The sequence below is a fragment of the Nesterenkonia sphaerica genome, from assembly GCF_005771565.1.
GTDB lineage: Bacteria > Actinomycetota > Actinomycetes > Actinomycetales > Micrococcaceae > Nesterenkonia > Nesterenkonia sphaerica.
In genome coordinates this window covers 82,516-94,598 of the sequence record NZ_VAWA01000006.1, presented here as the reverse complement: position 1 = coordinate 94,598, position 12,083 = coordinate 82,516, and the positions used below count along the sequence as shown (strand labels likewise).

General features: G+C 64.9%; 9 protein-coding genes. 6 read left to right on the top strand and 3 right to left on the bottom strand.

Annotated elements, in window-relative coordinates:
• The first annotated feature begins 72 nt into the window (after positions 1-72).
• Together uppS and FEF27_RS06345 are read left to right on the top strand one after the other, a co-directional pair.
• Complete coding sequence (gene uppS, locus FEF27_RS06350; RefSeq protein ID WP_166429939.1) at positions 73-885, top strand: polyprenyl diphosphate synthase; 813 nt, start codon at positions 73-75, stop codon at positions 883-885.
• A 368-nt stretch (positions 886-1,253) separates the two neighbouring features.
• Entirely contained in the window at positions 1,254-2,576 is a 1,323-nt protein-coding gene (locus FEF27_RS06345; protein WP_243729127.1) for an RNA 5'-3' helicase PhoH2, read from the top strand.
• Here FEF27_RS06345 and FEF27_RS06340 read toward each other — a convergent pair.
• Entirely contained in the window at positions 2,573-3,247 is a 675-nt protein-coding gene (locus tag FEF27_RS06340) for a rhomboid family intramembrane serine protease (protein WP_138170007.1), read from the bottom strand. The two genes, FEF27_RS06345 and FEF27_RS06340, sit on opposite strands and share 4 nt — an antisense overlap.
• Positions 3,248-3,324: 77 nt before the next feature.
• On the opposite strand from FEF27_RS06340, the gene FEF27_RS06335 reads away from it, so the two are divergent.
• Entirely contained in the window at positions 3,325-4,746 is a 1,422-nt protein-coding gene (locus FEF27_RS06335) for a class II fumarate hydratase (RefSeq protein ID WP_138170006.1), read from the top strand.
• A 26-nt stretch (positions 4,747-4,772) separates the two neighbouring features.
• Here FEF27_RS06335 and FEF27_RS06330 read toward each other — a convergent pair whose 3' ends face one another.
• A complete protein-coding gene (locus FEF27_RS06330; protein WP_243729119.1) occupies positions 4,773-6,452 on the bottom strand; it encodes an AMP-binding protein in 1,680 nt (559 codons plus the stop codon).
• Between the two features lie 97 nt (positions 6,453-6,549).
• Positions 6,550-7,185 (bottom strand): TetR/AcrR family transcriptional regulator, encoded by a 636-nt coding sequence (locus tag FEF27_RS06325; protein ID WP_138170005.1) that lies wholly within the window; start codon positions 7,183-7,185, stop codon positions 6,550-6,552.
• A gap of 109 nt (positions 7,186-7,294) precedes the next feature.
• On the opposite strand from FEF27_RS06325, the gene FEF27_RS06320 reads away from it, so the two are divergent.
• Genes FEF27_RS06320 through FEF27_RS06310 form a run of 3 tightly spaced genes read left to right on the top strand, consistent with a single transcriptional unit; the run spans position 7,295 to position 12,083 of the window.
• Positions 7,295-8,890: a carboxyl transferase domain-containing protein gene (locus FEF27_RS06320; protein ID WP_243729126.1), complete on the top strand. Its 1,596-nt coding sequence runs from the start codon at positions 7,295-7,297 to the stop codon at positions 8,888-8,890.
• 8 nt (positions 8,891-8,898) lie between these two features.
• Entirely contained in the window at positions 8,899-10,923 is a 2,025-nt protein-coding gene (locus FEF27_RS06315; protein ID WP_138170003.1) for an acetyl/propionyl/methylcrotonyl-CoA carboxylase subunit alpha, read from the top strand.
• Positions 10,920-12,083, top strand: a complete 1,164-nt coding sequence (locus FEF27_RS06310) for an acyl-CoA dehydrogenase family protein (protein WP_138170002.1) — start codon at positions 10,920-10,922, stop codon at positions 12,081-12,083. Before FEF27_RS06315 ends, FEF27_RS06310 begins: the two co-directional genes overlap by 4 nt.

Here is a 12,083-nt window from a genome sequence, read left to right as displayed (position 1 = left end):
AACCCCATCGCCTACAGTGGTTCCGTGACTGAACGCGGACCGGTGAAGCGCTCGCTGCGGGGCCTGACGGACATGGCCTACGCCGTCTACGAGCGGCGCGTGCTCAGTGATCTCAAGTCCTGCCGGTTGCCGAAGCACATCGCGGTCATGGTCGATGGGAATCGGCGGTGGGCGCGGCTGGCCGGTGCCCACACTGCCGACGGACACCTCGCAGGAGCGGACAAGATCGTGGAGTTCATCGGCTGGTGTGCCGAGCTGGGGATCCCCACGGTGACGCTCTACATGCTCTCCACAGAGAACATGGGGCGCTCCGATGAGGAGCTGGAGCACCTGATGAGGATCATCAGTGACACGCTGGATCGGCTCGCCGATGCCAGGCCCGGGGGCCGGCCGGTCCGTGTCCACCCGGTGGGCCAGCCCGAGCTGCTGCCGGAGCCGCTGGCCACCAAACTCTGGGACGTGACCACCGCAACCGGTGCCATACCGCGGGTCGATCCGCAGTGGCGCAGCGACAGTGCCGAAGCCGCTGGTGAGCAACCGTGCGTCCACATCAATGTCGCCGTCGGCTACGGGGGTCGGCAGGAGATCGTCGACGCCGTCAAGGACCTGATGCGCACTGCGGACAAGCAGGGGCGGAGCCTGGCAGACGTGGCGGAATCGCTGACCCCGGCGGAGATCGGGGAGTGGCTCTACACCCGCGGCCAGCCGGACCCGGACCTGATCATCCGCACCTCAGGGGAGCAGCGGCTCTCCGGGTTCCTGATGTGGCAGTCGGCCTATTCGGAGTTCTACTTTGCTGAGGCACTGTGGCCGGACTTCCGCCGCGTCGACTTCCTCCGGGCGGTCCGCGACTACGCGAACCGCAAACGGCGATTCGGCCAGTAACGGAACTAGAGGTTCGGTGTGTTGGCGCACCCGAACTGCCGCCCAGGTCTACATTAGGAAATGTCAGAACACTGACCGGAAGGCCCACAGCTTGATGCCACACGGCAGATGGGGCCGGTACGGTCCCTGGCCGCGGAATCGGCTGCGGACCCACCGCCACCCATCCGAGAACTGTTGCGGGGACGCACCAGATCCTGCAGCCGAGTACTGGGACGACACGGTCGAGGACGGCGAACTTGGGGAAGAGTTCGACGACGACACGGCCGCCGCCATCAGCTGCTCAGCTGTGGGACTCGCTGCCCTCCCCGCGCAGCCAATCCCTGTTTGGAGATACTGTGGCCGCTCTCAACACCACTCCCAACGCTGCTGTGGACAATGACGTCGTTGCCGAGGTGGCACGAAAGTCCTACGTCCTCGACACCTCCGTGCTGCTCTCGGACCCAAAAGCGGCGCTGCGCTTCGCCGAGCATGAGGTCATCATCCCCATCGTCGTGATCTCTGAGCTGGAGAAGAAGCGCCACGACTCGGATCTGGGCTATTACGCGCGAGCGGCGCTGCGGCTGCTGGACGAGCTGCGGGTCAAACACGGTGGGCTCAACGGTTCTCTGACGCTCAATGAGGAAGGCGGCAGACTCCTGGTGGAGCTCAACCACGTCAGTGAGATCGTCCTGCCGGCGGGGTTCCGGCAGGGTGACAATGACTCGCGCATCCTGGCGGTGGCAAAAAGCTACGCCGATGAGGGCCGCGACGTCACTGTGGTCTCCAAGGACCTTCCGATGCGGGTGAAGGCCTCTGCCATGGGCCTGGCAGCAGAGGAATACCGCAATGAGCTGGTGCTGGATTCCGGGTGGACCGGTGTGGTGCAGATCAGCGCCACAGAGGAACAGGTGGGGGAACTCTACGACGGCGAACACATTGAGCTCGACGCCGTCAACGACCTCCCTGCCAACGCGGGTTTGGTCATCCAGTCCGGTCACGGATCCGCCCTGGGTCGGGTCAAGGCGGAGACCGATAGCCGAAAGTACGTTCAGGTGGTGCGCGGAGACAGGGAGATCTTTGGCCTCCACGGGCGGTCTGCCGAGCAGCGTCTGGCCATCGACATGCTCTGCGACCGAGACATCGGGATTGTCTCCATGGGGGGCCGGGCCGGGACAGGAAAGTCAGCGCTTGCCCTGTGCGCGGGGCTCGAAGCGGTGCTGGAACGCCGGGAGCACAAGAAAATCATCGTCTTCCGTCCCCTCTACGCCGTGGGCGGGCAGGAGCTGGGCTACCTGCCCGGGTCCGAGGCGGAAAAGATGAACCCCTGGGGCCAAGCCGTCTACGACACCCTCGGGGCACTGGTCAGTGAGAACGTCCTCGAAGAGGTCATGGCGCGGGGCCTGCTGGAGGTGCTGCCGCTGACCCACATTCGAGGCCGCTCCCTCCACGATGCCTGGGTGATCGTCGACGAGGCCCAGTCCTTGGAGAAGAACGTTCTGCTGACAGTGATGTCCCGCATGGGCCAGAACTCGAAGATTGTGCTGACTCATGATGTCGCCCAGCGGGACAACCTGCGAGTCGGACGGCACGATGGTGTGGCTGCGGTGGTGGAGATTCTCAAGGGGAATCCGCTCTTCGGGCACATTACGCTGACCCGCTCGGAGCGCAGCCGGATCGCCGCGCTGGTCACCGAGCTGCTCGAGGAGAACTAGGACTGCAGCTGCGGGCCCGCGGAGGTGGGCCGCCGGCGCTGCGCTCGAGCCTCCTGGGTGAAGAAGAAAGCCACGGCCACGCCCGCCGCAGCACCGGCAAGGTGCCCTGTCCAGGAGACCCCGGGGGTGACCGGAAGCATGCCCAGGAGCATGGTGATTCCGTAGACGAACGCGACGAAGAGCCCGAAAAGCATGGCCAGAAAGCGACGGGCGAGGATCGCGTAGGTGACAATGAAGGCGGCGAAGCCGTAGACCACCGTAGAGGCGCCGATGTGATTGACCACGCAGCTGGTGCCTTCAGGGGCGTGGCAGACCCATGGAGTGCCGATGACCCACAGCAGCGCCCCGGACAGCAGCCACAGGCTCACCATCACTGTGGTGAACCGCCGGGTCAGCAACGACGTCATTCCGCCCAGCACCACCCACGACATGGTGTTGCCGATCAGGTGGCCCAGGCCGCCGTGCAGCAGCGGCATGAATATGATGCCGATCAGTCCGCTGAGATCGCGTGCCTGAAGCGCCAGGGTCCGGTTGAACCAGTTTCCCAGCAGGATCGACACCACGAACAGCACCCACATCGCCAGCAGCGGCAGGAGCACCGGCACGAATGTCCGCCGCATGGCAGTCATCAAGTCATTGCCGATGGAATGGGCGGAATCCTGGGAGGCCATACTCCTATGGTACGGATCCGCCGGTGCCTCAGGTCCCCGATCCAGCCCTGACTCCACCCTGAGGTTAGGATGAGCACATGAGCGATGCTTCCACTGAGAACGAATACCGAATCGAGCGCGACACCATGGGCGAGGTCCGGGTGCCCGCGCATGCCCTGTACCGCGCGCAGACCCAGCGCGCGGTCGAAAACTTCCCGATCTCCGGGCGCACCCTGGAGCCTGCCCATATTGAGGCGCTGGCTCGGGTGAAGAAAGCTGCAGCACAGGCCAACGCTGAAGTCGGAGTCCTCGATGCTGAACTCGCCGAAGCGATCGTCAAAGCAGCTGATCAGGTGGCCTCCGGGGAGCTCAATGAGCACTTCCCGATCGATGTCTTCCAAACCGGCTCCGGCACCAGCTCCAATATGAACACCAACGAGGTCTTGGCCACTCTGGCCAACCGCTACCTCGCGGAGCAGGGCTCGGAGAAGGAAGTTCACCCCAACGACCACGTCAACGCCTCCCAGTCCTCCAATGACGTCTTCCCGACCAGCGTGCACGTGGCAGCCACCTCGGCGCTGATCAATGACCTCAAGCCCGCTCTGGCGCACTTGGCAGAAGCCCTGGAGGAGAAAGCCGGGGAGTTCGCAGAGATCGTGAAGTCCGGCCGCACCCACCTCATGGATGCCACGCCGGTCACCCTCGGCCAGGAATTCTCCGGATACGCCGCCCAGGTGCGGTACGGAATCGAGCGCATTGACTCCTCATTGCCTCGGGTGGCTGAAGTGCCGCTGGGCGGCACTGCCGTGGGAACCGGTATCAATACACCGCTGGGGTTTGCAGAGAAAGCCATTGCGAACCTCGCGAAGGATACCGGCCTGCCGCTGACCGAAGCCCGTGATCACTTCGAGGCCCAGGCCAATCGGGATGGGCTGGTGGAGGCCTCGGGTCAGCTGCGCAACATTGCCTACTCGCTGATGAAGATCAACAATGACCTGCGCTGGATGGGCTCCGGGCCCAACACCGGTCTGGGCGAACTGGCCATCCCCGATCTGCAGCCGGGATCATCCATCATGCCCGGCAAGGTCAACCCGGTGATCTGCGAATCCGCGATCCAAGTCTGCGCCCAGGTGGTCGGCAATGACGCCACCGTGGCACTGAGCAGCACCAATGGTGCCTTCGAGCTCAATGTCGGCATCCCCGTGATGGCCGCCAATCTGCTGGAGTCCATCCGCCTGCTGTCCAATACCTCACGGGTGATGGCCGACAAGATGATCAGCGGGCTCAGCGCCAATAAGGAACGGTGCGCCTTCCTGGCGGGCGCCTCACCCTCGGTGGTGACACCGCTGAACAAGCACATCGGCTATGAAGCTGCCGCCGAGATCGCCAAGCATGCGGTGAAGAACAAGCTCACCGTCCGCGATGCAGTGGTGGATCTGGGCTACCTGGAGCGGGGGGAGCTGACGCAGGAGCAGCTCGACCAAGCCCTCGATGTCATGTCCATGACTCACCCCGGATAGGGCTCCCGGCGGCGCGGGGCTCCAGACTATGGGGAGTCCTGTGCCGCCGTGGAGGCTTTGGCGTCGTCGACGGCGCCCGGGGTGGCCAGCAGCTCCAGGGCCTGCTGCCGCAGCTGGACCTTCCGCACTTTCCCGGTCACCGTGGTGGGAAACTCGCCCACCACCGCGAGATACCGCGGAATCTTGTAGCGTGCCAGGACACCGTGGCAGAACGTCCGCAAGTCTTCAACGGTCAGCCGGGGCGCATCCTCGCGAAGCCTCACCCACGCCATGAGCTCCTCGCCGTAGGCGGGGTCGGGAACCCCGATCACCTGGGCATCGATGATGTCAGGGTGGGTGTAGAGGAACTCCTCGATCTCACGCGGGTAGATGTTCTCCCCGCCGCGGATCACCATGTCTTTGATGCGCCCGGTCACTTTGACATACCCCTGTGGGTCCATCCGGCCCAGGTCCCCGGTGTGCATCCAGCGGTCGCCGTCAATGGCCTCGGCAGTCTTCTCAGGGTTGTTCCAGTACTGCTTCATCACCAGGTAGCCGCGGGTGCAGACCTCCCCGTCGGTGTTGACCGGGAGGGTCTCCCCGGTGACCGGGTCGGCGATCTTGACTTCCGCGTGGGGTACCACCCGCCCCACTGTTGATACCCGCAGATCCAGAGCATCCTCAGGACGGGTCTGCAGGGAGACCGGCGAGGTTTCTGTCATGCCGTAGCAGATGGTCACCTCGGACATGTTCATCTGTTCGATCACCTGGCGCATGATCTCCTCGGGACACGGAGAGCCGGCCATGATGCCGGTCCGCAGTGTGCTGAGGTCGAAGCTTCTGAAGTCCTCCAGGCCCAGCTCGGCGATGAACATCGTCGGCACACCATAGAGGCTGGTGCAGCGTTCCCGCTCCACTGTCTGCAGCGTGGCCCGGGGATCAAATGCGGCGGCGGGGATGATCATGGCTGAGCCGTGGGTGATGGCGGCGAGATTGCCCATCACCATGCCGAAGCAGTGGTAGAAGGGTACTGGGATGCAGATCCGGTCGGCGGGGGAATAGCGGTTGACTTCTCCGACGAAGAACCCGTTGTTGAGGATATTGCGGTGCGTCAGCGTCGCGCCCTTGGGGAAGCCGGTGGTCCCAGAGGTGTACTGGATATTGATGGGGTCGTTGGGATCCAGCCCCGCCGCGATCTCATCGAGGAGATCCTCATCGGCCTCCGCGGACATCAGATCCCTCCAACTGGACCGGCCCATAATGGCCTTGACCGTGAAGTCCCCGGCAGCCTCCAGCATCTTCGGGTAGTCCTGTGTCCTGAAGGCGTCTGAGGAGATCACCGCAGTGACACCCGCCTGCTCGATCACATAGTTCACTTCGTGCTGGCGATACGCGGGGTTGATCGTGACGAGGATCGCGCCCAGTTCTGCTGTGGCGAACTGAGTCAGCGTCCATTCCCAGCTGTTGGGTCCCCAGATGCCGACGCGGTCGCCCTGCCGCACTCCTGCCCGGTGCAGACCAGTGGCCAGGCGGCGGACATCCTGACGGAACTGCCCATAGCTCCAACGCCGCCCGGCGCTGACATCCACCAGGGCCTCCCGCTCGGTATAGCGTGCCGCGCTGTCCCGCAGCGCTTCGCCAATGGTGTGCTCCAGCAGGGGAGTATCAGTGGGTCCCACGTCGTGGGAGCGGGTCAAGGGCGCACCGCTGGCGGCCGTCGCAGTCACCGTGATTCACCTCCAGCAATTGAGTTAACGCCGTGTAACCCAAACGTAGCAGCGTGTGACCTGAGTCACCAAGAGGTGTTCCGGTTCGGGCTGCCCTTCACTCTTCCGAGCGGGGGACGCGGCATCGCAGCGCGGCTCGCGCCATGGCTGCCAGGGTGGGTGCGATGGCGGCGACCTCGTCCCCGGTGGGCGGGCGCCGATAGGCATGTTTCATGGAGTGCGCGGTGGAATTGATCAGCCCGAAGCCTCCATGGATCCGGGTGCGCAGCTCAATACTGTCAATCTCAGGATGCAGCCGTGCGATCACGCCACTCCAGATCTCGAGGTACTCCCGCTGCATCTGCCGCACCGCGGAGCGGTCAGCGTCCACCAGCTGGGGCATCTCCTGCTCCTGGACACGGATGATCTCGGGTGACTCCAATGCGAAGGCGACGTGGAAGTCAATGAGCTGCTCCAGCTGCTCCTGCGCCTCCGGGTGCTGCTGATGAATGCGCCGTCCGCCCGCCAGCAGCTTCGAGCTGCTGTCCAGCAGCAACCGCCCGAGCAGGTCCTGCTTGCCCCTGAAGTGCCGGTAGATGGCCTGCCCGGAGACCCCCACCTGGCTCCCAATGTCGTCCAGGGCCACCGAAGCGTAGCCATAGGTGCCGAACAATCGGCCCGCGGCCTCCAGGAGGTCTCGGTATCGTTGCTCCTTTTCGGTCTGCCGTCGCGTCTTCGGCGGGGGTTCGGGCATGCTGGACAAACGTGATCACCGCCACTAAGTTAGATTTCAGTTAGTCAACGTTAACTCAAAATCTTGCTCGGTGAGCGTGATCGGGAGGATATCCACAGTGGAGTCACTGCTGAGCACAGCTGACCTTCAGTCCGCGGACTTCACCTCGAACGCTGCTGCGAACCGTCAGCTTGTCGCCCAGCTCCAGGAGCACCTGTCCCGAGCCGCGCTCGGCGGGCCGGAGAAGTCCCGTCAGCGCCACATTGACCGTGGCAGGCTGCTGCCGCGGGACCGGGTCAACCGCGTGCTGGATGAAGGCAGCCCTTTTCTGGAAGTCGGTGCCCTGGCTGCGCACGGCATGTACGACGACGCCGCCCCCGCCGCGGGGCTGATCACCGGAATTGGGCTGGTGCACGGGCGGCAGGTGATGATCGTGTGCAATGACTCCACCGTCAAGGGTGGGACGTATTTCCCGCTCACCGTGAAGAAGCACCTGCGTGCCCAGGAGATCGCTGAGGAGAACCGCCTCCCTTGCATCTACCTGGTGGATTCTGGCGGGGCTTTCCTCCCGATGCAGGACGAAGTCTTCCCGGACCGGGAGCACTTTGGCCGGATCTTCTACAATCAGGCCAGACTCTCGGCCAAGAAGATCCCGCAGCTTGCCGCAGTGCTGGGCTCCTGCACTGCCGGTGGTGCCTATGTGCCGGCCATGAGCGATGAGTCGGTCATTGTGCGCAATCAAGGCACGATCTTTCTCGGCGGCCCGCCGCTGGTGAAGGCCGCCACAGGCGAGGTGGTGACCGCGGAGGAGCTCGGCGGTGCGCGCGTGCACACTTCCGAATCCGGCGTGGCAGACCACTTGGCAGAGAATGACGACCACGCGCTGCAGATCATCCGCGACATCGTAGCCACCCTGCCCCCGCCGGAGGCCCGCGCGTGGAAGACTCAGGAGCCGCTGCCGCCGCGGCACCAGGCCGAGGATCTCTACGGCATTATCCCCACCGACGTGAACCAGCCCTGGGAAGTGCGCGAGGTGATCGCCCGATTGGTCGACGACAGCGCGTTCCACGAGTTCAAGCGCAATTACGGCACCACCCTGGTCACCGGCTTCGCTCACATCGACGGTCACCCGGTGGGAATCGTGGCCAACAATGGCATCCTGTTCTCCGAATCCTCACTCAAGGGAGCGCACTTCATCGAGCTCTGCGACCAGCGCGGCATTCCGCTGCTGTTCCTGCAGAACATCTCTGGGTTCATGGTGGGCCGTGACTACGAGGCCGGGGGCATCGCGAAGAACGGGGCCAAGATGGTCACCGCGGTGGCCACCACCCGGGTCCCGAAGATCACCGTGGTCATCGGCGGGTCCTTCGGTGCGGGCAACTACTCCATGTGCGGCAGGGCCTACTCGCCGCGGTTTGTGTTCATGTGGCCCAATGCGCGCATCTCCGTGATGGGCGGCCAGCAGGCGGCGTCAGTCCTCGCGACTGTCAAACGCGATCAGCTTGAGGCCGCCGGGCACCAGTGGCCGGCGGAGGAGGAGGAAGCCTTCACCACACCGATCCGGCAGAAGTATGAGGCTCAGGGACAGCCGTACTACTCCACCGCACGGCTGTGGGACGACGGCGTGATAGATCCTGCCGACACCCGCAGAGTGATCGCGATGGCTCTCGGGACCTGCTCCCGCGCACCCCTGCCTGAGACCAGCTTCGGTCTGTTCCGGATGTAGGGAGACTCATGTTCAGCACTGTTCTGGTCGCCAACCGCGGCGAAATCGCATACCGGGTCATCACGACTCTCAAACGACTGGGCATCACCGCCGTGGCGATCTACTCAGCAGCCGACGCCGCGGCAAAGCACGTGCGCGCAGCCGACCGCGCTGTGTGCGTGGGCCCTGCAGCGGCGGCTGAGTCCTATCTGAACATCGACGCGGTCATCGCTGCAGCACAGCAGTCCGGTGCTGAGGCCATCCACCCCGGCTATGGGTTCCTGTCCGAGAATGTGCGGTTTGCCCGTGCCTGCGCCGAGGCTGGCCTGGTTTTCGTCGGTCCCGGTGAACACGCCCTGGAAGTGATGGGCGATAAGATCCGCTCCAAGGACCACGTCGCCCAGGCCGGCGTGCCGCTGGTCGAGGGCATCGGTGAGCCGGGATTCACCGATGAGCAGCTCATTGCGGCCGCCAAGACACTGACGTACCCGCTGCTGATCAAGCCCTCTGCGGGAGGCGGGGGCAAAGGAATGCAGGTGGTGGAGCAGGCGGCCGACCTGCCTGAGTCCCTGGCCGCCGCCCGGCGGGTGGCCGCGGCGAGCTTCGGCGACGACACGCTTTTCATCGAGCAGCTCATCCGGTCACCCCGGCACATTGAGGTCCAAATACTGGCCGACAATCACGGCAATGTGGTCCACCTGGGGGAACGGGAATGCTCCCTGCAGCGGCGCCACCAGAAGATTATCGAAGAAGCGCCCTCCGCCCTGTTGGATGAGGCCACCCGGGACCGGATCGGCCAGGCGGCGGTCGACACCGCTCGCAGCGTCAACTACCGAGGGGCGGGCACCGTCGAGTTCCTGGTCTCCGATGAGGAGCCGGAGAAGTTCCACTTCATGGAGATGAACACCCGGCTGCAGGTGGAGCACCCAGTTACTGAGCAGGTCACCGGGGTGGATCTTGTGGAGCAGCAGCTGAGAATCGCTGCCGGGGAGCCGCTGGAGCTGCGCCAGCAGGACATCGCCCTGACCGGTCACGCCGTGGAGGCTCGCATCTACGCCGAAGACCCTGAAGCGGGGTTCATGCCCAGCACCGGTGAGATCATCGGTCTCGCTGAGCCCCGGGGCGCAGGGGTCCGGGTGGACTCTGCGCTGGTCCACGGGCTGCAGGTGGGCACCGAGTACGATCCCATGCTTGCCAAAGTCATCACCACCGGTGCTGACCGCGCCCAGGCTCTGTCCCGGCTGCAGCACGCTTTGGCGGACACCGTCGTCCACGGGGTGACGACCAATACCCAGTATCTGCTGCAGCTGACCGCGGATCCGGATGTGCGGGCCGGACGCCTGGACACCACGATGATCGAGCGGAAGCTGCCGGACCTACAGAGCCCCGGCCCCCAGCAGCACCACGCTGCCGCCGCAGCCATCTTTGCCTCCCACCTCGGGCCTGCGGAGGTTCCCCCCGCAGAGCGCACCGGTCCCCGCGGATGGCAGCGCGACGGGTGGCGGCTGACTGCTCCCCATGCCCGGACCGTGGAAGTGCTGTGGCAGCGCCCGGGGGCAGCCGAGGAACTGTTCGACGTCGTCGTCGGCGGTGATATCCAGCTCCACCGCGGTGAGCACCCGGGGTCCTATCTGCTGCGCACCGCAGAGACCACCGCGCGGGTCCACCTCAGTGCGGGGCCGCGCACCCGAGAGGGCGCCCAGGTATGGATTACAGCTGATGGGTTCACCGGCATGGTCACCGTGCTGGACCAGGAGGCCCAGACACACCGTCAGCTGCGGCTGATCGAGGCCGAATCCGTCGACGCCGTTCCAGAGGTCACCTCCCCGATGCCCGGAACGGTGGTCTCCTTGGCCGTCAGCTCCGGCGACCAGGTCCCCGCCGGCGCCCGGCTGGTGACGGTGGAGGCGATGAAGATGGAACACCCCCTGACTGCACCGCTTCCCGGCACGGTCCGGCTGCACGTCAGAGCAGGCGAGACAGTTCGTTTGGGCCAGGTGCTGGCCACCGTGGAAGCCGATCCCTCCTCCCAAGAGCAAGGACTAGAGACATGACGCAGCTGCTGTCCGAAGACCACCAAGCGCTGGCCGAGTCGGTGCGAGATTTTGCCGAGCAGGTCATCGCCCCAGTGTCGGCCGAGCACGACGCCGCACACAGCTTCCCCTATGAGGTCATCGCCCAAATGGGCAGTATGGGGCTCTTCGGGCTCCCCTTTCCCGAGGAGTACGGGGGTGAGGGCGGCGACTATCTGGCGCTGTGCCTGGCGTTGGAGGAGATCGCCAAAGTCGACCAGTCGGTGGCGATCACGCTTGAGGCCGGCGTCGGGCTGGGGGCGATGCCGATCTACCGGTACGGGACCGAGGAGCAGAAGCAGAGGTGGCTGCCGGACCTGCTCAGCGGGCAGCGTCTGGCGGGTTTCGGCCTGACTGAGACCGACGCCGGCTCCGATGCGTCCGGGACCAAGACCACCGCACGTCTGGACGGCGGGGAGTGGGTGATCGACGGGACCAAGGAGTTCATCACCAACTCAGGCACTGACATCACCTCTCTGGTGACGGTGACCGCCGTGACCGGCACCTCGCAGGCGAGTGACGGCACCAGTCAGAAAGAGATCTCCACGATCATCGTTCCTTCCGGGACCGACGGATTCGCCGTGGGGCCCGGCTATGACAAGGTCGGGTGGAACGCATCCGACACCCATCCGCTCTCTTTCACCACCTGCCGGGTCCCGGAGGAGAATCTGCTGGGTCAGCGCGGCCGCGGCTATGCGAATTTCCTGGGGATCCTCGACGAGGGGCGCATCGCCATCGCGGCCCTCGCCACCGGCGCTGCTCAGGGCTGTGTGGATCAGGCGGTCCGATACGCGAAGGAACGCCGGACCTTCGGCTCAGCCATCAGCGCCTACCAGGGCATCTCCTTCAAGATCGCCCGAATGCAGGCCCGGTCGCACACCGCGCGACTGGCCTACTACGAGGCTGCCGCCCGCATGGCTGCAGGAAAGCCATTCAAGACTGAGGCTTCGATCGCCAAGCTCGTCGCAGGGGAGGCAGCCATGGACAACGCGAGGGACGCCACCCAGATCTTCGGCGGCTACGGATTCATCAACGAATACACGGTGGCGCGCCACTACCGAGACTCCAAAATCCTCGAAGTCGGTGAGGGCACCACTGAAGTGCAGCTGATGCTCATCGCCCGCTCGCTGGGGCTGTCCTGA

What these genes read in the sequence shown, in the direction of transcription:
- FEF27_RS06340 (WP_138170007.1), bottom strand. Translation starts at nt 3,247, where the DNA reads ATGGCCTCCCAGGATTCCGCCCATTCCATCGGCAATGACTTGATGACT.
- uppS (WP_166429939.1), top strand. Translation starts at nt 73, where the DNA reads ATGGCCTACGCCGTCTACGAGCGGCGCGTGCTCAGTGATCTCAAGTCC.
- FEF27_RS06325 (WP_138170005.1), bottom strand. Translation starts at nt 7,185, where the DNA reads ATGCCCGAACCCCCGCCGAAGACGCGACGGCAGACCGAAAAGGAGCAA.
- FEF27_RS06315 (WP_138170003.1), top strand. Translation starts at nt 8,899, where the DNA reads ATGTTCAGCACTGTTCTGGTCGCCAACCGCGGCGAAATCGCATACCGG.
- FEF27_RS06310 (WP_138170002.1), top strand. Translation starts at nt 10,920, where the DNA reads ATGACGCAGCTGCTGTCCGAAGACCACCAAGCGCTGGCCGAGTCGGTG.
- FEF27_RS06335 (WP_138170006.1), top strand. Translation starts at nt 3,325, where the DNA reads ATGAGCGATGCTTCCACTGAGAACGAATACCGAATCGAGCGCGACACC.